23 protein-coding genes are annotated in these 19,429 nt (G+C 70.7%); 3 read left to right on the forward strand and 20 right to left on the reverse strand.

Annotated features, from left to right (window positions below):
• Nucleotides 1-12: 12 nt before the first annotated feature.
• From ssb to AC27L3_RS23385, 14 genes are all read right to left on the reverse strand, one after another.
• Entirely contained in the window at nucleotides 13-456 is a 444-nt protein-coding gene (ssb, locus tag AC27L3_RS23320; RefSeq protein ID WP_487236000.1) for a single-stranded DNA-binding protein, read from the reverse strand.
• A gap of 12 nt (nucleotides 457-468) precedes the next feature.
• Nucleotides 469-1,959: a DNA cytosine methyltransferase gene (locus AC27L3_RS23325; RefSeq protein WP_487236001.1), complete on the reverse strand. Its 1,491-nt coding sequence runs from the start codon at nucleotides 1,957-1,959 to the stop codon at nucleotides 469-471.
• Complete coding sequence (locus AC27L3_RS23330) at nucleotides 1,901-2,455, reverse strand: hypothetical protein (protein WP_487236002.1); 555 nt, start codon at nucleotides 2,453-2,455, stop codon at nucleotides 1,901-1,903. The genes AC27L3_RS23325 and AC27L3_RS23330 overlap by 59 nt, the downstream gene beginning before the upstream one ends.
• Before the next feature lie 302 nt (nucleotides 2,456-2,757).
• On the reverse strand, nucleotides 2,758-3,249 hold the full coding sequence (locus AC27L3_RS23335; protein ID WP_487236003.1) for a hypothetical protein: 492 nt from the start codon (nucleotides 3,247-3,249) through the stop codon (nucleotides 2,758-2,760).
• Between the two features lie 9 nt (nucleotides 3,250-3,258).
• Nucleotides 3,259-3,453: a hypothetical protein gene (locus AC27L3_RS23340; RefSeq protein ID WP_487236004.1), complete on the reverse strand. Its 195-nt coding sequence runs from the start codon at nucleotides 3,451-3,453 to the stop codon at nucleotides 3,259-3,261.
• 183 nt (nucleotides 3,454-3,636) lie between these two features.
• Nucleotides 3,637-5,766 carry a hypothetical protein gene (locus AC27L3_RS23345; RefSeq protein WP_487236005.1) on the reverse strand — a complete coding sequence of 710 codons (2,130 nt, stop codon included), beginning with the start codon at nucleotides 5,764-5,766 and terminating at the stop codon, nucleotides 3,637-3,639.
• Between the two features lie 2 nt (nucleotides 5,767-5,768).
• Entirely contained in the window at nucleotides 5,769-6,584 is an 816-nt protein-coding gene (locus AC27L3_RS23350; RefSeq protein ID WP_487236006.1) for a hypothetical protein, read from the reverse strand.
• Between the two features lie 997 nt (nucleotides 6,585-7,581).
• The gene (locus tag AC27L3_RS23355) at nucleotides 7,582-7,812 is read right to left on the reverse strand and encodes a hypothetical protein (RefSeq protein ID WP_487236007.1); all 231 of its coding nucleotides are present in this window, start codon (nucleotides 7,810-7,812) and stop codon (nucleotides 7,582-7,584) included.
• Between the two features lie 15 nt (nucleotides 7,813-7,827).
• On the reverse strand, nucleotides 7,828-8,148 hold the full coding sequence (locus AC27L3_RS23360) for a hypothetical protein (RefSeq protein WP_487236008.1): 321 nt from the start codon (nucleotides 8,146-8,148) through the stop codon (nucleotides 7,828-7,830).
• 140 nt (nucleotides 8,149-8,288) lie between these two features.
• Nucleotides 8,289-9,173 (reverse strand): hypothetical protein, encoded by an 885-nt coding sequence (locus tag AC27L3_RS23365; protein WP_487236009.1) that lies wholly within the window; start codon nucleotides 9,171-9,173, stop codon nucleotides 8,289-8,291.
• Nucleotides 9,174-9,204: 31 nt separating this feature from the next.
• Nucleotides 9,205-9,873, reverse strand: a complete 669-nt coding sequence (locus AC27L3_RS23370) for a hypothetical protein (RefSeq protein WP_487236010.1) — start codon at nucleotides 9,871-9,873, stop codon at nucleotides 9,205-9,207.
• Complete coding sequence (locus AC27L3_RS23375) at nucleotides 9,870-10,508, reverse strand: GGDEF domain-containing protein (protein ID WP_487236011.1); 639 nt, start codon at nucleotides 10,506-10,508, stop codon at nucleotides 9,870-9,872. Before AC27L3_RS23375 ends, AC27L3_RS23370 begins: the two co-directional genes overlap by 4 nt.
• Nucleotides 10,505-10,702 carry a hypothetical protein gene (locus AC27L3_RS23380; protein WP_487236012.1) on the reverse strand — a complete coding sequence of 66 codons (198 nt, stop codon included), beginning with the start codon at nucleotides 10,700-10,702 and terminating at the stop codon, nucleotides 10,505-10,507. The genes AC27L3_RS23375 and AC27L3_RS23380 overlap by 4 nt, the downstream gene beginning before the upstream one ends.
• Complete coding sequence (locus AC27L3_RS23385; RefSeq protein WP_487236013.1) at nucleotides 10,699-10,953, reverse strand: DUF6284 family protein; 255 nt, start codon at nucleotides 10,951-10,953, stop codon at nucleotides 10,699-10,701. Before AC27L3_RS23385 ends, AC27L3_RS23380 begins: the two co-directional genes overlap by 4 nt.
• 804 nt (nucleotides 10,954-11,757) lie before the next feature.
• On the opposite strand from AC27L3_RS23385, the gene AC27L3_RS23390 reads away from it, so the two are divergent.
• Both AC27L3_RS23390 and AC27L3_RS23395 read left to right on the forward strand, forming a co-directional pair.
• Entirely contained in the window at nucleotides 11,758-12,528 is a 771-nt protein-coding gene (locus AC27L3_RS23390) for a helix-turn-helix transcriptional regulator (RefSeq protein WP_487236014.1), read from the forward strand.
• Nucleotides 12,525-12,998: an NUDIX hydrolase gene (locus AC27L3_RS23395; protein WP_487236015.1), complete on the forward strand. Its 474-nt coding sequence runs from the start codon at nucleotides 12,525-12,527 to the stop codon at nucleotides 12,996-12,998. Before AC27L3_RS23390 ends, AC27L3_RS23395 begins: the two co-directional genes overlap by 4 nt.
• Here AC27L3_RS23395 and AC27L3_RS23400 read toward each other — a convergent pair.
• From AC27L3_RS23400 to AC27L3_RS23425, 6 genes are all read right to left on the reverse strand, one after another.
• A complete protein-coding gene (locus tag AC27L3_RS23400) occupies nucleotides 12,995-13,555 on the reverse strand; it encodes an HD domain-containing protein (protein ID WP_487236016.1) in 561 nt (186 codons plus the stop codon). The two genes, AC27L3_RS23395 and AC27L3_RS23400, sit on opposite strands and share 4 nt — an antisense overlap.
• An 11-nt stretch (nucleotides 13,556-13,566) precedes the next feature.
• Nucleotides 13,567-14,013, reverse strand: a complete 447-nt coding sequence (locus AC27L3_RS23405) for a FadR/GntR family transcriptional regulator (RefSeq protein ID WP_487236017.1) — start codon at nucleotides 14,011-14,013, stop codon at nucleotides 13,567-13,569.
• 179 nt (nucleotides 14,014-14,192) lie between these two features.
• A complete protein-coding gene (locus AC27L3_RS23410; protein WP_487236018.1) occupies nucleotides 14,193-14,960 on the reverse strand; it encodes a hypothetical protein in 768 nt (255 codons plus the stop codon).
• Nucleotides 14,961-15,287: 327 nt separating this feature from the next.
• A complete protein-coding gene (locus AC27L3_RS23415; protein ID WP_487236019.1) occupies nucleotides 15,288-15,920 on the reverse strand; it encodes a DUF998 domain-containing protein in 633 nt (210 codons plus the stop codon).
• Nucleotides 15,921-16,100: 180 nt separating this feature from the next.
• The gene (locus AC27L3_RS23420) at nucleotides 16,101-16,988 is read right to left on the reverse strand and encodes an NAD(P)-dependent oxidoreductase (RefSeq protein WP_487236020.1); all 888 of its coding nucleotides are present in this window, start codon (nucleotides 16,986-16,988) and stop codon (nucleotides 16,101-16,103) included.
• A gap of 198 nt (nucleotides 16,989-17,186) precedes the next feature.
• Nucleotides 17,187-18,362 carry an acyl-CoA dehydrogenase family protein gene (locus AC27L3_RS23425; protein ID WP_487236021.1) on the reverse strand — a complete coding sequence of 392 codons (1,176 nt, stop codon included), beginning with the start codon at nucleotides 18,360-18,362 and terminating at the stop codon, nucleotides 17,187-17,189.
• Between the two features lie 229 nt (nucleotides 18,363-18,591).
• On the opposite strand from AC27L3_RS23425, the gene AC27L3_RS23430 reads away from it, so the two are divergent.
• Nucleotides 18,592-19,173, forward strand: a complete 582-nt coding sequence (locus tag AC27L3_RS23430; protein WP_487236022.1) for a maleylpyruvate isomerase N-terminal domain-containing protein — start codon at nucleotides 18,592-18,594, stop codon at nucleotides 19,171-19,173.
• Nucleotides 19,174-19,429: the final 256 nt, after the last annotated feature.

Here is a 19,429-nt window from a genome sequence, read left to right on the forward strand (position 1 = left end):
CCCCGGGCGGAGCTAGAACGGGGGCTTGTCGCCGGCCGCGGGGGCGGGCGTGGTCCAGGGGTCGCCGGCCGGGGCCGGGGCGGGGCCGGTGCGCTTGTCGTTGATGGCGACGGTGGTGAAGCGCAGGCTGGCGCCGATGTCGTCGACCTCGACGGCGAGCATGGAGCGGTTCTCGCCCTCGGGGGTCTGCCAGTTGTGCTGGCGGATGCGGCCGGTCAGGACGACGCGGGAGCCCTTGGCCAGGCTCTCGGCGATGTGCTCGGCCAGGGAGCGCCAGGCGGCGCAGCGGAAGAACGTGGCGGTGCCATCGCGCCACTGGTTGGTCTCGCGATCGAAGACGCGCGGGGTGGCGGCGACGGTGAACTTCGCCAGGGCCTGGCCGCCGTCGGTGAACTTCAGCTCGGGGTCACCGGTCAGGTTGCCGGTGATGGTGACGGGGGTCTCTCCCAGGGACACGAGGGTCTCCTTCTAGGGGGTGGGGTCGAGGTCGTGGCCGGTGATGGCTTCGGTGACCATGGCGACCAAATCGCGGGCGACGGGCGGGGTGACGGCGTTGCCGAGCATCAGCACGCGGGTGCGCTTGTCGCTGGCGAGGAGCTTGTAGCCGTCGGGGAAGGCCATGGCGGCGGCGTACTCGTGGGGTTCGAGCATCCGGAAGCCGCACTCCTCGACCGAGGTGACGGCGCCCCCATAGAGGGCGCCGTGCCGGTCGACGGTGGTGATGGTGGGCAGCGGACGGGCGGCGGGTCGGGCGGTGCCGTTGCCGTAGTAGGGCACGACCAGGTCGGGGGCGGTGACGATGCCGTGGTGGTTGCCGCCGGCCGTGACGGTGGCCAGGGGCCGGGTGACGGCGCGGTGGGAGGATCCGCCGCCGCGCAGCTCCACCATGTACGGCGGCAGGGCCAGGCCGGTCTCGTTGCGGGTGGTGACCGTGCGCAGGGGCTGCGAGGCGGGGGCGGCGCGTTTGCCGTCGCGGCCCTCGACCGGCACGGCCAGGGGCTCGGCGAAGGCGGTGAATCCGGCCCGTATGCGGCGCATCGTGTCCGTGGCGAGGGGCCGTTTGCGGGCGCCGATGGGCTGGGCGGGCAGCGACCAGTCGATGGCTTCGGCCGCGGGGCGGACCTCGGGCTCGATCACGGTGTTGCGGCACTCGGTGCGCGGGCAGCGCCACAGGTACTGGGCGCGCCGGCCGTAGCGGCCCCAGCGGCGGTCCGCCCGCTTGAACGCCTGCATCGCCCGGACCCGGCCGTGCGCCGGGCATACGGCGTAGGGCCGGGTCCACTTGTCGAAGTCGGGGCGGCGCTCGCCCTTGCGCCACAGCACCACGTACATGCGGTCCCGCGATTGCGGGGCGGCGGGGCCGAAGCGGGCGGCGCGCATGGAGTTCATCCACACGATGTGGTGCTCGTAGCCCCAGGCGTGCAGCGTGGACAGCCATGCCTGGAACGCTGCTCCGGGGGCCTGCTCGGGGCCCCACCAGTAGGCGTCGACGACGTTCTCCACGATGATCGCCCGGTAGCGGTGGGCCTCGGCGAACCGCGGCACGTCGTGCATCGTGGCCCGCGACCGGATCGCCGCCTCGTCCGCGCCGCTCTCGGCGAACAGCCCGTCGGTGTGGGCGCCGTGGCCGCGCCGGCGGCCCTTGGCGATGGAGTGGTTCGTGCACTCCGGCGACGCCCACAGGATGTCCGTTGCCGGGTAACGGCGCGGGTCGACCTGCGAGAGGTCCGCGCAATCGTGATCGGCGTCGGGGTGGTTGGCCTGGTGGGTCTCTACCGCGTGCCGGGCATGATTCGCGGCCATGCGAATGCGTACGCCCGGGACAGCGACGGCGCCGGTGGACGAGCCACCAGCGCCGCAGAACAGATCGGTCAAGGTCAGCACAACGCAACTCCTCGGGCTAGGCGTCGGGGCCTTCGGTGGTCTCACGGATCCAGGCGGCGTACTCCTGGCGGACATAGCCGCGGTAGCCGCTCGCGGCCCACACCGGGGCGTTGGGGCCGGTGGGACCGTCGCCGCGGACACCCTTGCCGTCGTAGAGGGCGAGGCTGATAGCGGCTTCCTCGGCGATGTCGGCCGCATGCCCGGGGGCGACGCCGGGCCGTGTGTCGGTTTCGATGAGAGCAATGCGGTCGAGGACGACAGCCCTGCGCAGGCGGTACTCGCGGGCGACGTGTTCGGGGCGGGGCTCCCACGCGTCGTAGAGGCAGTGGGCCAGGTCGAGCACGGCGTTCACCTCGTCGGCGACGGACGGCGCGCCGGCGTACGCGTCGGCTACGAGGTCGGGGGGCGCGACGGCCACGAGGCCGGTGCGGTGCTCGGCGGTGATGTACATCCGCAGCCGCTCCCCGCCGGAGCCCGACAGCTGACGCATCGGGCCCGTGGCGAAGGCGGACAGGCCCTTGACGATGGCGTCGGCGTCGGCGGGGTCACAGATGACGTGGATCTCGAACACGGGTGCCTCCGTTCCTGATCAGAAGGGGGGTTTGTCGCTGTATCCGGTGCCGGGGCGGTAGAGGCAGCGCGGCAGCCGGAGCAGGGTCCAGCGGTGGTCTTGGTTCCAGCAGGTGCAGGGCTCCCAGTCGGTGCCGGCGTACTCGCCGGTGTCGTAGTCCCCGTAGGGGTGCTCGATGCCGCCGTTGCCGTCGCAGACCGGGCAGTTCGGGCGGGGGTGTCGGTCAGGATGAGGGCGGGGCGGGGCCAGGTGGCGCGCTGGAGGCGCAGCCGGGGCAGGGTGCGGCGAGGCATGCGATCTCCTCAGCGGTGGTTGATGGTGCCGTTGGCGCGGCCGAACATGCCGGTCGCGGTGATGTTGGTGATGTGCGGCGGCGTGGTCGGCTCGTTGTCGGTGCGGCTGCGGGCGGCGCGCAGGAGGGCCGCGGCGGCGATCGGGCAGATGCCGATGAGGGCGACGACGGGCCACAGGAGGTGGCTCATGGCGGTGAGTCCCGGGGCGACGTAGGAGAGGCCGATGCCGGCGGCGGTGATGCCGCCTCCGACGGTCGGCGCGAGGAGGGCGGTGGTCTTGGCCCATGTCGGGATGGGCTGCTGCACCACTGGGGGTGCCGGGGTGGTGGGGGGTTGGGCGTAGGCGAGGGTGCGGGTGCCGTCGGGCAGGGTGACCACCTGGACGCCCGGGGGCAGCTGCTGCACGGTCATCGGCGGGTGCGGTGCCTGGTACGCCGTGGGGTGGGCGGTCCAGGGCGGTAGGGGCTGGTGGGTGGTGAGCAGGTTCGGGTGGTTGCTCATGGCGGGGTCCTACGCGGCGATGTTGGTGGTGGCGTGGACGAGGGCGGTGCAGAAGGCGCGCAGGGGGCGGGCGGCGCCGGTGTCGGCGAGGAAGAGGCCGAAGAGGATCAGGACGAGTGCGACGCCGGGGGTGACGTAGCGGGCGCGAAGCAGGAAGAGGGTCAGCAGGCCGAGGAGGACCACGGCGGAGACGGTGATGGCCATGGTGAAGCCCTTCCGGGGCTGGTGGCGACGGTTACGTTGAGTGGTCGTACTGCCTAGTGCCTACTGCCTACTGCCAGTGCCAAACAGGCAGGTGGCAGTGCCGTTGGGCGGTAGAGGGGCAGGGTTAGTGCCTACTGCCAGGGTTGGCGGTAGGCAGTAGGCGGTAGCAGTAAGTGACGGCTCTCAGGCGTGGTCGGGGTGGATGTAGACCGAGCGGGGCCCGTTGTCGCGGTAGATCAACTGGCCTCGTTGGGCGGCCTGCTTGAGGGCTTCGCGCACGGTTTCGCGGGAGCGGCCGACGTGGTCGGCGACGGCGGAGGGCTTCATGCCGTTCGGTCCGGCCGCCTTGATGGCCTCGATCCCCTCTGGCAGCCAGCCGGGTCCGGCGTCGGCTGCCTGGCGGTCGCGGAAGGCGGAGAGGTTCAGGCCGTGCGCTTGCTCGTCCGCCGCCTGCCCGCTGCCCGTGCCGGTGGTGTCGTGGGGTTCGGTGGTGGTGCCGTACTGCTGGTCGATCTGGCGCATGAACTCCGCGGCCAGCGCGTCCGCGTCCTGTCCGCCGGGCGGGGCCGGGCGGTGGGCGGAGAGATTGAGTGCCGGCTTGTCCGGCCCCGCGGTGGGTACGGCCGGGGCCGGGCCGGTGGTGGTGCTGGCCGGGGTCTGGCGCATCCAGGCGGTGCGCTCGGGGTGCCAGCGCTGGGCGTAGGTGTCGCCGGCGGCGCGGCGGGAGACCGCGTCGAGGGTGGGGTGGCGGGTGGAGGTGGCGGTGACGATCTCGCGGATCTGGCTGGGCAGGATCCGCCATGCCTTGAACAGGGCTGCGGGGGATTCGGGGGTGCCGAGGAAGCCGGCGCCCTTGTAGGGGGCTTGGTCGACGCGCAGGCCGGGGCGTCCGGGGAAGAGCTTGGAGAGGTCCATGCCTTCGACTTCGCCGCCGGTCAGGGCGACGCGGGTCTTGGCCTCGCGGCGGATCATCAGGTTGCCGAGGACGGATCCGGTGGCGCCGAGGGCGGTGAGGACGGTGCGGATGCCCATGGCGCGCAGCAGCCGGATGACTTTGAGGATGAGGGCCGCGAGCTGGCGCATCTGTTTGTCGGTGCTGACCAGGATCTCCGCGCCCTCGTCGATGACCAGCATGATCTGGGGGATCTGCGGGGTGATGGGCAGCAGGTCGGTGTCGTGGGCGGCCATCAGGTCCTGGTAGGCCACCTTGCGCTCCAGGCCGACGGCCAGGGCTGTTTCCAGCATCAGCTTGGCTTCCTCGAAGGTGGAGGCGAGCCAGTCGATGCCGGGCTTCACGTCGGAGCTGAGGTGGCCGTCGGGGCCGATGGCGGGGCGGGCCCAGGGCAGGCCGGCGGATCCGGCGTTGAGGTCGATGACCCAGGTGAGCACGTCGGTGGCGCGGGCGAAGCCGGCCAAGATGACGTGGACCATGTTGGTCTTGCCGGAGCCAGTCGGGCCGACCACGAGTGCGCACTGCTCCCGCAGGAAGACGCGCGCCTCCTCGGCGTTGGTGCGCAGGCCCCAGGGGATGCCGGTGTGGAGGGAGACGGGGGCGTAGTCGGCGGGGTAGGGCATTTCCTTGATCAGGACGTTGACGGTGGTGACGTCGATCAGGACGCGGCCTTGGTCGATGCCGGGACCGGCGGCCACGGTGCAGCCGTGGGGCAGGCGGGCATCCGCGGCCAGCTGGGGGCCTGCCTTGGCGATGCGGTCGTAGGTGGTGCCGCCGGCGGGGAGTTCGGCGTCGATGGTGAAGCCGGTGCCGGTTGTCCACTGCTCGACCGCCACCACGCGCTGCAGGGCGACGCCGCACACGCGCTGGATGCGCTCGGCCCACTCCACCGCGATCGCCCGCCGCTCCGCGGACAGCTCGGCGGCGAGCTGGCGGGCGGCGGCCGCTTGTGTCTCCTCCTCGACGGCTTCCTCCCACAGCCCGGCAGTGCGGGTGGCGGTGCCGAACGCCACGCCGAACGTGGCCAGGGAGCCAAGGGCGGCCCAGGACAGGGGGTTGGTGGCCATGGCCCAGGCGGTCCACCCGGAGCCGAGCAGCCAGCCGGCGGCGCGGGTGGCCAGGGTGCGGCCCAGGGCGCGGGCGCGCAGCCCGGCGGCGGTGTGACCGATGGCTCCGGCGGCACCGGCGGCCAGGGCCCAGGCGGGCGGCATGCCGGTGGCCGCGCCGGTGGTGGCCACGGCCAGGGCGCCGGTGGTGGCGGACAGGGCGCCGGTCACGGGTCCGTGACCGGCCGCCCAGTCCAGCACCGGCCCCGACCGCGCCGTGCTCTTCGCGGTGTGGGTGCTGGTGTTGGCACTCATGGTCAGACGTTCCAGCCCTTCTCGGCCTCCGGCCCGTTGCGGGGCTCCTCGTGGCGGGCGATGTCCTGCTCGTGGACCCGGCGGAACGTCGGTCCCAGGTCCTCGGCGGTGGCCACGGCCGCGAGCAGGGCCTCGTAGATCTGCTGGAACCCGTCGGCCACCTCCTTCTCCAGCGCGAACTCGGAGTCGGAGCGCTCGGCCAGGATGCGCATGACGTTGGCCAGGGACTGCAGCGCGGTCGGGAGGGCCTCGACCATGGCGAGGATCTCCATGCAGCCGTCAGGGTCGTAGGAGGAGGCGGCCTGCTCCATCTCCGCCGCGTGCTCTTCGAAGTTGAACCCGGACACAAAACCCTCCTCGGAGGTAGGGGTGGTGGTGCGGGGAACGGGATGCTCGGGCCGGGCGGCGGTGTCGCCGATCTCCTCGACGTCCGCCTCGGCGTCGATGGCGGCCTCTTCCTCAGCCAGGGCCCTACGGATCGCGGCATCGCGCTGCTCACGCTGAGCGCGGGCGTCCCCGACCAGGCGCCGATACAGGCGGCGGCCCAGGTACATCAGCCACGGCAGGTCGAACTTCCGGCCCAGCGGGGTGGTGAACAGGCTCAGCAGCCCGATGGGCAGGACCAGCAGCGCGGCCAGCAGCCGACGCCGGTGGAACCGGGCCGCGCTACGCCGCAGCGCGGCGCGGGCCCGGCGCCGGGCCGGGGCCTTGCGCACCGCCGCCTGCTTCGCCGCGACCTGGCCCTCGGTACGCCGGTCCCACGCCGCACGCGCCCGCCGCAACAGCCCGTCGCGCAACCGCCCGGCCCGAGCCCGCAACCGGGCCAGCGCACCGCCCGGCGCGCCCTTGGCGGCGGCGCGAGCAGCAGTACGGCGGGCGGCATCAGCACGGCGCGCATCACCGCGGGCACGACGGGCCGCCGCGCCCTGCCGCCGCGCCTCACGACGCGACGGCGCAGCCCGCCGAGCCGCAGCCCGCGCGGCACGGACCTGCCCGACACGACCACCCAACCCACCGACCCGACCGGCGCGACCGGCGCGACGATCCGAACGCGCACCGACCAGGCCGCCCGAGCGCGGCGTCGATGCCGCCCCCGGCCGCGCCCCGCCGCCGCCCTTGACCAGGGACACACCCCGCCCTGTCGACGCACGACGGGCCGCGCTCCTTCCGCGGCCGACAGGTGTGGTCCCGGCCGTTTGCGCGGCGGCCGAGCGGCGGCTGGCCGCAGCCCGTACCGCGCCGCTCAGACCCGTAGCTCCCAGCGCTGAGCGAGCGGCCGAGCGGCCACGGCCGGAACGGCCGCCCAGGCGCCGCCCGGAACCAGCCCCTGCAGGCGCCCCACCGGACCGGGCACGGCGCTGGACAGGGATAGACCCTGCTCCCGCCCGTCCCCGCCTACCGGCGGTCGCGGCTCGTGCTGTGCGGGACGAGTACCCGTTGCTGCCCTTGGCCGCCTGCCCACGCGGCTGGCGCTGCGGACGGCTTGCTCGTGTAGCCCCGACGGCCGCAACAGCGGCCGTGCTGGCCGCGGCGAGGGCCGCGGCCACCGGCCCACCGATCAGGGCCGCACTACCCACCAGCGCCACCGTGCTGTTGGCCGCGGACAGCGCAAGGGGGACGGCGGGGATACCGCCGGGGGTGTGCTGCAGCTCCGGGCCGCGGTCGGGCTCCGGCGGCGGAGGTGCAGGGTCGGGAACGGCCAACGGTGGCACTGTCGGTTCGGAGACGATATCCGTCATGCTGGGGGCCTCCTTTCAAGGGAGAGGCGCCCCCGGCAGCTTTCTCAGGGCCATGCCGGGGGCGCCGTACGGGAGTTCAGAGCTGGTTGGGCTCCAGCGAGAAGAAGAGGACCGGGGCCTGGGCGTACTCGTGGTGTCGCTGGGCCGCCTGCTTGATGAGCTCCTGCAGGAGTCCGAGCCGGGTGGCTCCGGCGTGCCACATCACGACCCCGGCCCAAGTAGCGGTCCCGGCCCGCGGGGTGGGCCCGGCCAGGGTCAGGACGTACATGTACACCCCCTCCACCCCGGCGGGATTACTCGTGGTCACGGGTTCCTCCGGCGGTCAGTGGTGCATGCGGTCGTGGGTGGGGTGGGCAGCGGCGATCTCCTGCCACCGACGGCTCTCGCCCGGGTCGGTGCCGGTCACCCGGACACGGAAGGAGCAACCGGCCGCGCGACAGCGGTGGGTGGTGCCGCACAGCAGCTCGATGACCCAGCGCACCGCCGTGTAGGAGGTGGCGAAGACGGCCAGGCAGCACGCCAGCGCCGTCAAGAACGGCACGTGGGCGTCGGCCAGGTCCTGCGCGAACTGGGCGGCGGTGGCGCCGCCGGCGGTCCCGGCGATGGGGAAGGCGAAGCGACGCAAGTTCGACAGGGGGTACATGTCATCCCCCTCCGATCTGAGCCCATATGACGGTGGTCACGATGACCTCCTCTTCGAGTCGACTGGCGCGGAACCGGCCCGGCGCCCGCTCCTCGGTGGAGCGGGCGCCGAAGCCGGGGGGAAGTGATGGGGCGACGAGGTCAAGCCACCGCCACCTCGTCGGCAGCTCGGTCGCAAGGAGCGCCGTTGTCGGATGCCGGCGTGGTGTCGGTCAGGTGCTTGTAGACCTTGTGGACATAGGAGGTGGACCGGGTGGATTTCCTGGCGGCCACCGCGATCGTCTCCCCCCGCTCCCAGCAGGCACGGATCACGCGCAGGGCGTCTTCCGCGTCCAGCCGCGGCGCCTCCGGCGGCTCACCGTGGGCGTCGGTGGAGTGCGGGGGGACGGTGAGGGGATACACCTGGCGGCCACCACAGATGACCAGCCGTTCCCGGTACAGCGCGAGCTGTTTTGCCGGGGCCGGGACGGGCGGCGCGGCGGAGGTGGACGGTGGTGGAGCGGGACGGTGGACGCCGGTGTCGTCCACCACGGGGGTGTCGGTGTTCACCTGGTCGCGGAGGTAGGCGATTCGCGCCAGGATCGCACGCCGGTAATGGGTGATGGCTTCGGCGAGAACGATCAACAGGACCGGGGGGACGGAGTGGAGGACAAGTCCCGCGGGGTCGACGTGCCGGGGGACACCGAAGCCGCTTCCGGCCGGCCACAGAGACGACCAGCAGTTCATCAGCCACGTGCCGCCGCCGGCGAACCACCGCAGACCGCAGGCCCACCCTGAGGGGGTGACCCCGTGCTCCATCAGCCGCCCGTCAACGATCAGGACGGCTCCCAGGGCAACGGCCACCATGGGATCGAGCAACCAGGCGATCCACGGGGAGATGTGGTGATCGCTGGCAAATGCCGTCACGTTCGTCGCCGTGAACGCCAAAGCCACCACCGCGACCGCAACGAGCACCCGCGTCAGACCCAGCTGCAGGCGCTCCAGGGCCTCGATCTGCTGGTCGACGGTGCGGTACCGGTACGTCACGGCACCGCCTCCCGCCCAGACGGCGGGGCCATCACGCTGCCGCCACCCATTCCTCGCAGGGGACAGCGACCGTGCTCATGTCGGCGAAGACGGCGGCCTGCCGGCCGGTGAGGTGGCCGTGCTCGTCGAGGGCGGCCGCCAGCGGCAGGAGCCGGTCCCACAGGTGGGATAGGGCCGAGTCGGCCACCGCCTGCACCCGGTGATACTGCACACCGGTGGGCCCGGACGACGTGCCGTAGTGCAGCTCCCGGTCGCAGTGCTCCTTGAGCGCCTCGGCGGCCTGCTGCCGGTCGCTGCCCGCGCCGCGTTCGGCAGCCCAGGCACGCTCCGGGGTCCACAGGCCCTGCTCGCGCATCCACCGGTCCTGGGCCCGCTCCCCGGCCGCCAGCATCGCCAGGTAGGCCATGTAGGACACGGTCCACTTGCCCGTTCCCGGCTTGACCCAGGCCGCAGGCCCGTCACCGGGCTCCTTGCCCAGGTGGTTGGTCACCTGCATCTCCGCCACCGGCATGCCGAAGGCGAAGTGGAGCACGGCGTGCCCCGCCTCGTGCACGGCGATGAAGCGGCGCAAGGTCGCATCATCGAAGGCCAGGTAGTCGTAGGTGCCCAGACCGTTCTGGCCCCAGCCCGCCGGTTCCGGCTGACGGGTGTAGATCAGCTGGCCGTTGGGCTGGTCGGAGTTGATGTGCCACGTGCTCATCGGGAACCTCCCGGGAAAGCAGCACCCGGGCGGCCGGTGCGGCGCCCGTTGGTGGACGTCATGACGGGGGTGGGGGTCTCGGCGATCCGCCAGCCGCCACCGGCGCGCTTGGCCTCGTACATCGCCTCATCCGCACGCCGCAGCGCGCGCTCCAGCGGCACCGCGGGCAGCGCCTCCGCGAAGTACGCACCGATGGACGCCCTCACCTGCAGCGCGTAGCCGCAGTAAGAGACCGGCCGGCACAACGACCGGTGCAACCCGCGCAAGGCGGCCACCAGGTCGTCGGGGCAGCGGATGACGGCAGCGAACTCGTCTCCGCCCAAGCGCCCGGCGTGCCCCCCGCGCTGGTCGGCCCACCCGGCCAGGCGCGCGGCGCTGGTGGCCAGAGCGCAGTCCCCGGCGCTGTGGCCGTAGGTGTCGTTGAGCTCCTTGAACCGGTCCAGGTCCACCAGCACCACGACCGCGTCCGGCTGGCGCGTCATCTTGAGGGCGATGCGCTGGAACACCTCGCGACCGGGCAGTCCGGTGAGGGGGTCGCGGCGGGCCCGCTCGATCCGGCGGTGCAAGATCGCGGTGTGCAGCGACCAGCCGGCCACCGGCACCACCGCGGCCAGGGCGGTGAAGACCTCGTTCACGGCTCCACCTCCCCGCCGCCGACGCCGACCTCGGAGGAGGCGGGGTGGGTGTAGTCGTCCCGCACGAGGTGGGGGTCGAGGTCGAGGAACTGGTGCCGCTGTTCCGCGAGCTCCGGCCGGGCCTGGCACGCTCGCAGGTCGGCCAGCAGCAGGGCCAGCCAAATGGGCGGCGTCTCGGGAAGGTGAGTGGTCATGCGCCCACCTCCATGGCCGCGGCAGCCTGGTTGGCCAACGCCACTCGCGCGTCGAGCAGCCGCCGGCGGGCCCGGCGCAGCCGCCGGACGTCCAGCGGCCCCGCGGGGCGGTCGAGCAGCGGGATCGAGGCGTCGAGTACCTCGACCTCGGCGAGGATGACGGGCAGCTCCGCCTCGATGGCGTCGAGCTCCGCGTCGGTCGGCTCCAGGTCCGGTAAGACCCTGGGCTGATCGGGCAAGATGAACTGCATGGGTCGTGCTCCCTTCAGCAGGAACGGCCCGACAGCGGCCCCGGTGTTGCACCACCGGGGCCGCGCCGCATCGTGAACCGGGGGAACTCTGGCTTCCCTCAACCCCGCTCGTCCGACCGAAGTCGATCGGTCTGGACGAGCGGAGGAGGCAACCGGCCGCAGCGCGACGCTGCGGAAGAGAGTGCAGGGGCTTCACCAGACACTGGCCGTTGCCGTGGCCAGCCGGTCCCGAGCCCGGGATCGGGTGCGTCATCGTCACTGCTCTGACGCCAGCAGGCGGCGGCCCCTCGGGGCCTTTGGCGTGCCGCTGGACGACTTCACCCGGTCGTCACGGGGGCGATCTGTCTCATCTCGCCACATGCATGGGGCCCCGCTGTACTTCCCGCACCCGGAATGGGTGGCACCTGCCAAGTGCGTAGGGGGAAGGGACGTTCATCGCGGTGGTTTGCCCCCAGGCCCTCGCCGTAGGCACCTACCGTGACCGCCGCTTCCGCGTCAGCCCCGCATGATCGCTATTGAGTTCTCAAGGAACGGTCGCTTCCTTCGCGCCGTTTCACGGGCCCTCCGGGCGCAAGCGGTCTCGCACACCGCCGAAGCGATGCATGTATTACATGTCTCTCACCATGACAGTCGGCTTCCGCGTCGTCAACCCCTTGGTTTCTGTTGCGGGACCCGCTGCCCTGGATCAGGAGCACGACCAGCATGGCAACGCCGCGCGGGACGTTTGACTCCGCACGTGTACGACTTGCACACGACTCGCTACAGTCGAAGTCGTCCCCAGGACGTCCCAGGGGTGGAGGACGCATGGCGAACGAACGCCTGCGTGGGGCGATCGTGGCAGCTGGCCTCACGTACGAGCAGGTAGCAGCACGACTTGGCGTTTCACCGAAGACGGTGGAGCGCTGGATCTCCGAACCGAAGCGCAAGCCCTACCGGCGGTTCCAGTACGCCTTGGCCTCCATGGTGAGGCGGGATGTGTCATACCTCTGGCCGGACGAACGGACGTCCGAGGAGGTGACTGAGTCCAGCGACTCGGAGGTCTTGAAGATCTATCCGCATCGCTCCGTCGTCCCGCCGGAAGCATGGACGAAGCTCTACGCGGACGCGACGACGCACTTCGACGTGCTCGTGTACTCGGGGTTCTGGCTCACGGAAGACCCCAGGTTCCACCGACTGGTGCGCGACAAGTCAGCCGCCGGCGTTCCCGTGCGCTTCCTGATGGGCGACCCCAACAGTGAAGCCGTTGCAGTTCGGGGGGACGACGAAGGCATAGGGTCTGCCATGGCAGCCAAGATCCGGAACGCGTTACTCAACTACGCTCCACTCTTCCACCTGCCCAAGGTGGAGTTCCGGCTCCACGGAACGACGCTTTACAACTCGATCTATCGCTCGGACGACGAGCTCCTGGCCAACGGCCACGTCTACGGGATGGGCGCCTACATGGCGCCCGTTCTTCATCTCCAGCGCGTCCCCGGGGGCGAGCTCTTCGACACGTACGCCGAGAGCTTCGAGCGGGTATGGGAGTCCGCTCGTACGATCACGTCACCCACAGACTACGAAGGTGCAAGCGCATGAGCCGTATCGACTACTTCCGCGACCCGAACGCCCCCCGAGCCAACTCTGTGGTGCCATCCGTGACCGCCGTGGTACGAGACGGCGAGGGCAACATCCTGCTCATCCACAAGACCGACAACAACCTCTGGGCGCTGCCCGGTGGCGGCCACGATGTAGGGGAAAGCATCGCTCAGACCGTCGTCCGGGAGGTCGAGGAAGAGACCGGAATCTCCGTTGTCGTCGAGGACATCGTCGGGCTTTACACGGACCCGGAGCACGTCATGGCGTACGACGACGGAGAGGTCCGGCAGCAGTTCTCCATCTGCTTCCATGCCCGCCCGGTAGGCGGGGAGTTGCGCACCAGCTCGGAGTCGAAGGAGGTCCGATGGGTTTCCCCTTCGGACCTCGACAAGCTCGACATACACCCGTCGATGCGGTTGCGGATCTCGCACGGACTCGACGAGTCGCGACGGACCCCCTATATCGGCTAGCCGACCGATTCCTGTGCAGTCAACCGCTCCTCCACGCGGTGAACCGCTGCATGGATCTCCGGGGCGGCGCGCTGGATGAACCGCCCGACGATGGTGTCCGGCCCATACCGGTCCACGATCTCGGCGACGCGCGCCTCGGACGAGGTGGGGGTGCCATCCGGCGTTGTCGTCATGTCGCAGAACAGGAGCGCGTCGACCAAGTCGGCCCGCTCAACTTCGAACTCGGCCTCTAGTTCTTCGCGAAGCCCACGCTCCTCGGCCTCCAAGAGCGCGCAGGAGTGGTGCGCCACGAGGCGGACCACTCGCTCGTCCATGCCTTCGACGCCTCGGAGGAAGCGGGCTCCGTCGAGGGGGTGGAAGCCCGTGGAGGCGACCTGCGGCGAGTAGCCGATGTCGTGCAGGATCGCAGCGGCCTCCATGAGGGCGGCGTCATCTCCGAGCACCCCCGCCAGTGAACGGGCCCGTTCGGCCACGCCCTGCGAGTGTGCCCAGCGCCGCGGAAGCGGCTCGGACAGGAGCGATTCGGCGAGGCGGTGAGCCTGCTCGGTAAGACCCATGGTTCCCAAGGTTAGGGGGTGCTCAGTTCGTCGGGCAGGGCTCGCACCTGCCGTCGGCGGTTTGCACCCATCTCGATGAGCCCGCGCCCTTCGAGCTGCGCAATGGCGGACCGCACAGCTGTACGCGATACCCCGAAGCGCTGGCACAGCTCGTTCTCCGAGGGAAAGAGGTCTCCCACCGCCACCCCGTCGGCGCGCAGCAGGTCCACCACCTTGTCGACCAGCGGCCGCCGGTCCCCCGTGCCCGTCACATACCAGCCGGCGCCCTGCACGGATTCGATCACGCCCTCGGACTTCAGGGCCCGCAGGGCCCGCCCAACGGTCGACCGACCCACCCCGTAGAGGCCCATGAGCTCAGCCTCCGAGGGCAGGACCTCACTGATCTTCCCCGCCTTGATCTGCTGACGGAGGGACTCTGTGATCTGCAGGTACGTGCCTCGCGGGCTGGCCTGCTGCACCGGGCTCCCCTTCCTGGATCCGAGGCTCGCTCATGCCTCAGCTGAGTCCAGCTTCGCATAGGCGTCCCTCAGGAGTCCGGGGCAGGGAAGACCCCCACGGTTGACGCAACCATCGGGGCTCCCAGCGGGTGACGGCTGATCGCGACCTGATGGCACTGGGGGGCGGGCTCTTGCCTTCCTCAGTACCTCCTCGCGTCCGAGAGGGAGGCCGCAGCACTCCGGATGTTGTCGGCTGCGTCGTTGAGGGAAGCTGGCAGGTCTGCCACGCGCATCAAGGCCCGAGTGGCGGAGGCTAGCAAGTGGACGTTGTCTTGCAGGTGCGCGAGGTCGTCTCCCGCGTCCATCAGCAGCGGCGCGTTGTCCTGCAGATGCGCCAGGTTTCGGCTGGCCTCGTAAACCATCCAGGCCGTGTCCTCTGAAACACCAGGCGCACGTCCCTGCATGCGCTCAAGGTCCGACTTGAGGACCTTGAGGAGGGACGACAACTCCGGCACCCGGTCCGCGAGAGTGCCCAGTACCGGAGCAAGCCGATCGACGTACTGTTCCTGCGCTTCTTGGATCATCGCGACCAGTCGGGCCTCGGTCAGGCCGCTCAGCCCTGCAAGGGCGTCCTGGCCCTCGGCTTCGCGAACACGCTTCCATCCCTCAAGAATGTCAACGGTGTACTTCTCGCCGTCCACGCCGTCTACTCGCTTATGGTGCACGTTGCACAGCAGAAGCAGGTTGGCGAAGCTGTTCCTGTCTTCCACGCTCCACGAGGGGTCGTACCGCTTCCCACCCGCTTTCAGAGCGCGGATGTGGGCGATGTCCAAGTTGAGGACGGGCTTGCCGTCGATGATGCGCACCGTCGGTGCTCCGCAGCGGGGGGCGTAGCAGCCGCCCCGCGCTAGGGTCATGAGCGCGGCAATGGTGGTGTTGTCGTACTTCCTGTGAGGCTCCTCGGCCATGGGGTCCTCCTCCACTCGGCAGGCCTGCTAAGGACCATAGAGGCCGGCACTGACAATGGGCCCGCTGTGCCGGGAAGTTGGAGGCAGTCTGGTGCAACGTCGGTGGTCTCAGTCGCGGTCTCACTCGTGGCGTTTTCCAGAGCAGTCCAAGCAGGTCCCTGGGCGTTTGCCTACGGCCTGACCTGCGCACATTCAAGTCCCGAGGACACGCGTGGACGGTCCCGGACCAAGATCGGACAACTCGTAATGCGTAGGTCTCGGGTTCGAATCCCGAAGGCGGCTCGTTTGAAGCCCGGCTCGGACCTTGTCCGAGCCGGGCTTTTTCGTTCAGTGGTGGCGGCGCCGCAGCAGGCCGGTCGTGCCTGCTGCCAGGGTCCACAACAGGAGGGGGAAGGCCGCCAGGCGTTCCATGCCGCCCATGCCGAGGCCGAGGTAGTGGTCGGAGAGGAAGAGGGCGAAGGCGGCGAGTGCCGTGGCGCCCAGGAGGCCGGCGGTGCGGCGCAGCAGGGTGGGGGCGGTGTCGGACAGGGCGGATCCGGCCAGGAGGAGGCCGAGGTTGCCCGCGCCCATGACGAGGAGGGCGCCGAGGGCGTGCTGGTTCTCGTTGACGTCGGCGGGGGCCAGGCCGGCCAGGACGAAGCCGGCGCCGCCGGCGGCCAGGAGGCAGCGGGCGGTGCGGGCGGTCGCGGTCGTGCGCCACAGGGGGCCGGTGAGGAGGGCGCCGGCGGCGATGAGGGCGCCCAGGGTGATGAACGAGGTGTTCATGAGGGCGTGTTCGGGGGAGCAGATGTAGCGCGGGGTGGGATCCGGCTGGAGGGCGCAGTGGGCGTTGCCCAGGTCGCTGATGTTGTTGCGGGCCCAGCTGTAGGGCTGTGCCCATGCCGACTGGACGATCCCGTGGAAGGCGAAGAACTGCGCCACCCCCACGACCCACGCGGCGTATCCGATCCGTGCCTTCACCCGTCCGCCCCTGTTCGCGCGATTGCTGTGCGGCCCAGCCGATCATGTGCGGGCGTACGGCGGCACTCCGACGGCCCCCCGGGCCGGGGGTGGGGCAGGCCCTACCGGTGAATGTACAAAGCGGGGCCGGTCCGCGACGGGGGTGCGCGGACCGGCCCCGGGGGAGGGGAAGCCGGGAGGTTATGCGGACGGCTTCTGGAACGCCTTGATCATGGCGGCGTAGCTGTTCTTCGCGTGGCCCTGGGAGATGATCTTCTCCATCAGGTTCTGCGAGTACTTCGGCAGCTCGACGTCCACGCCCAGCGCCTCGCTCTCGTGGACGAGGTGCTTGAGGGCTTCGAGGTGGGTCTCGAGGGTGGCGTCGTTGGCGGGGAACTCGCCGTCGCCCGCGTCGATCTGGTTGGCGTAGTCGGTGGTGAACATCTTGATGGCGTCGAGCCACATGTGGGCCCACGGCAGGTACGTCTTGGCGGAGACGTCGGCGGTGCCGACGACGGCCACGCCGTGGAGGAAGGCGTTGAAGGTGCCCCACATCAGGCCGAGCAGCGAGACGTCGTACAGGGCCGGCATGCCGTAGTCGGCGCCGAGGTAGGTGGTGCCGCCGCCGAGGAGCTTGAGGGTGGGCTCGTGGGTCTTGAAGACCTCCTCGTCACCGGCGTAGAAGAGCACCGAGGTGTCGGCGCCGATGCCGGGCGGGGTGATCATGATGACGCCGTCGAGGTACTGCACGCCGAGCTTGCCGAAGCGGTCGGCGGCGGAGCGGGCCTGGTCCGAGGAGCCGGAGGTCAGGTTGACCAGGACCTTGCCCTTCAGGGCCTCGTCGAGGCCGTCCAGGACGTTGTCCATGACGTCGTAGGTGGAGACGCACACGACGAGCAGGTCGCTCGCGGCGACGGCCTCGGCCGGGGTGGCGGCGAGGACGGCGCCCTCCGAGACGAGCTTGTCGGCCTTGTCGGCCGAGCGGTTCCATACGGTGGTGGGGTGACCCGCCTTGAGGAACGCGGCGGCAAGCGCCTGCCCCATCAGGCCGAGGCCGATGACGGTCACCGGGGCGCGGTTGTCGCCCATGGGAATCCTCCAGTGCACATGATTTCGCTACGGATAGGGCGCCTGGGGTGCGGATCAGGCCCGGGCGATCGCTGCGACCGGCGCTCACTACTCGTAGGTTGACGGACGTCATTCGGGTGCCACAAGTACCCACTTTGAAGTGGGTACTTACCGGCGTGTAAGCGATCGGGACATTCCCGGTCGCGGGGTGGGTGTGGCCTACAGGAACTCGGTGTCCGGCTCCAGGCCGAGCAGGACACGCCCCTGGAGTTCGAGGTTGACATGGGGTGCGGCCAGGGCGTGCAGGGCGAAGCCCTGGATGTCGCGGTGGAAGCGCTGCAGGTCGACGCTGCGCTGGATGACCGAGCCGCCGCTGGCGTTGTAGAGGATCTCCACGGCCTCCTTGGCCAGCTGGGCCGCGAAGCCCGTCTGGCCGCGGACGATGGCCTTCTCCTCGTCGGTGGGCTGCTCGCCGGCGTCGGCGCGGGCCTGCAGGACCTGCAGCCAGCGCTGCGACAGTGCCTCGGCGGCGTCGATCTTGTTGCGGGCGGTGGCGACCTGGATCTGGGTGAGCGGGTGCTGCTTCTGGTCGGTCCAGTTGGTGTAGGTGATGCCGCGGCCGGGGAGGCGCTCCAGGAACAGCTCGTACGCACCCTGCGCGATGCCGAGGAAGACGGCGGCGCACTCGGCCATGACCATGCTCAGCAGGCCGTAGTTGCGGCCGGTGGCACCGGTGTTGGAGCGGTTGCCGGTCGCGCTGACCATGACCTCCTCGAAGGTGACCACGTGGTGTGCGGGGACGAAGACGTCCTTGGCGGTGGTCGTGGCGCTGCCGGTGGCGGTGCCGGCCGAGACGTACCAGTCGTCCGTGATGCTCAGGTCGCTCATCGGCACGACGACCATGACCTCGCCGTGCGAGCCGTCGGGGTGCTCGATCATCGCGGCGGTGAAGTTCCAGTGGGCGCCCTGGCAGCCGGAGTTGAACTTCCAGGAGCCGTTGAGGATGTAGCCGCCCTCGGTGGGCACCACGGTGCCGGTGGGGGCGAAGGCGCTGGAGATGCGGACGGTGCCGTCGGCGAAGATCTCCTCCTGGGCCTTGTCCGGGTAGAGGGTGGCCGTCCACACGCTGGAGGACCACACCATGGTCACCCAGCCGGTGGACGGGCAGCCGCGGGCGATCTCGGATATGACCTTGGCCTGCTCGGCGAGCGACAGGTCGAGGCCGCCGAAACGCTCGGGCACGGCCATGCGGAAGACGCCGGCCTTTTCGAGAAGCTCGATGTTCTCGTCGGGGATCCAGCGCCGGTCCTCGGCGTCGAGGCCATTCTTGCGGAGAATGGGGACGATGCTTTTCACCGCGTCCAATACGGATGCGAGCCTGTCGTTGGCGGCCAATTCCGGCTCCTCGTCGTTAGGTTGCCCGGGCAACCATACTGATGGCCGGTGCATATATGGACAGTTGGAGGTCATGCGCCGGTAACGCGCCGCCGATTACCGCCCGATTACCGTGCGATTCCCGCCCGATGGGCGGTCGCTTACCCCGTGGTGAGTATTGCGGCCGAAAAGCCCTGTGATGTGCGGGGATTGGGCGGAGGTGTTAATTCCGTGTGGCACCATCCGTCGCATGACGATTTCTTGGCCCGACCTCGTGACCACCGCCGCAACCGACGTCACCAGCGTGCTGGAGAAGGCCGCCGACCGGAACTGGGACGGACGCGCGGGGGAGCTGGAGTGGAGCTGCCGCGAGACGCTCTCGCACATCGCGCTCGGCGTCGTCGGCTACGCCGGCCTGCTCATCGCCCAGCCGCAGGACCGCTACATCACCCTGTTCTCCTCGATCGACCCCCAGGCCCCGATCCCGGCCGCACTCGAAGGCATCCGCATCGCCGGCACCCTTCTGGCCACCACCGTGCGCGACGCGAAGCCGGAGGTGCGCGCCTGGCACCCCTACGGTCACTCCGACGGCCCCGGTTTCGCCGCGATGGGCGTTCTGGAGCTGGTGGTGCACGGCCGCGACCTCGCCCTGGCGCACGGCATCGACTGGACGCCGTCGGACGAGCTGTGCGCGCCGGTGGTCGAGCGCCTCTTCCGGGACGCCCCCACCGGTCACGCCCCGGCGCAGACCCTGCTGTGGTGCACGGGCCGCATCGCCCTGCCCGGGCTGCCGCGGCGTACGAACTGGCGCTGGGACGGCACCGTCCGCTGACCCACAGGCTGCCGCCTGCCGCCTGCTGACGGCCGACGGCCGAGGGCCCGGACCGCCATCCCGGCGATCCGGGCCCTCACCCGTGGCCCGTGCGGATCGTGGCCCGTGCGGATCGCGGCCTGGGGCGACGGCCCGCAGTCGAAGCGCCGGGGCGCAGCGCGGCACCCCCTCTGCGGGCGCGGCGTGGCTTGTCGCGCGCACGCGGCGGCAGCCGCAGATCGACAACGCCCCGCGCCCCTTCGGGGCACCGAAGACC

The sequence above is a fragment of the Streptomyces sp. PKA51 genome (assembly GCF_057552455.1).

Excerpts from the sequence above, each read along its gene's own strand:
- AC27L3_RS23400 (WP_487236016.1), bottom strand. The coding sequence starts at position 13,555 with ATGGGTCTTACCGAGCAGGCTCACCGCCTCGCCGAATCGCTCCTGTCC.
- AC27L3_RS23420 (WP_487236020.1), bottom strand. The coding sequence starts at position 16,988 with ATGGGCGACAACCGCGCCCCGGTGACCGTCATCGGCCTCGGCCTGATG.
- AC27L3_RS23395 (WP_487236015.1), top strand. The coding sequence starts at position 12,525 with ATGAGCCGTATCGACTACTTCCGCGACCCGAACGCCCCCCGAGCCAAC.
- AC27L3_RS23380 (WP_487236012.1), bottom strand. The coding sequence starts at position 10,702 with ATGACCACTCACCTTCCCGAGACGCCGCCCATTTGGCTGGCCCTGCTG.
- AC27L3_RS23390 (WP_487236014.1), top strand. The coding sequence starts at position 11,758 with ATGGCGAACGAACGCCTGCGTGGGGCGATCGTGGCAGCTGGCCTCACG.
- AC27L3_RS23410 (WP_487236018.1), bottom strand. The coding sequence starts at position 14,960 with ATGGCCGAGGAGCCTCACAGGAAGTACGACAACACCACCATTGCCGCG.
- AC27L3_RS23430 (WP_487236022.1), top strand. The coding sequence starts at position 18,592 with ATGACGATTTCTTGGCCCGACCTCGTGACCACCGCCGCAACCGACGTC.
- AC27L3_RS23345 (WP_487236005.1), bottom strand. The coding sequence starts at position 5,766 with ATGAGTGCCAACACCAGCACCCACACCGCGAAGAGCACGGCGCGGTCG.
- AC27L3_RS23340 (WP_487236004.1), bottom strand. The coding sequence starts at position 3,453 with ATGGCCATCACCGTCTCCGCCGTGGTCCTCCTCGGCCTGCTGACCCTC.
- AC27L3_RS23325 (WP_487236001.1), bottom strand. The coding sequence starts at position 1,959 with ATGTCCGCCAGGAGTACGCCGCCTGGATCCGTGAGACCACCGAAGGCC.
- AC27L3_RS23335 (WP_487236003.1), bottom strand. The coding sequence starts at position 3,249 with ATGAGCAACCACCCGAACCTGCTCACCACCCACCAGCCCCTACCGCCC.
- AC27L3_RS23370 (WP_487236010.1), bottom strand. The coding sequence starts at position 9,873 with ATGAGCACGTGGCACATCAACTCCGACCAGCCCAACGGCCAGCTGATC.
- AC27L3_RS23360 (WP_487236008.1), bottom strand. The coding sequence starts at position 8,148 with ATGTACCCCCTGTCGAACTTGCGTCGCTTCGCCTTCCCCATCGCCGGG.
- AC27L3_RS23385 (WP_487236013.1), bottom strand. The coding sequence starts at position 10,953 with ATGCAGTTCATCTTGCCCGATCAGCCCAGGGTCTTACCGGACCTGGAG.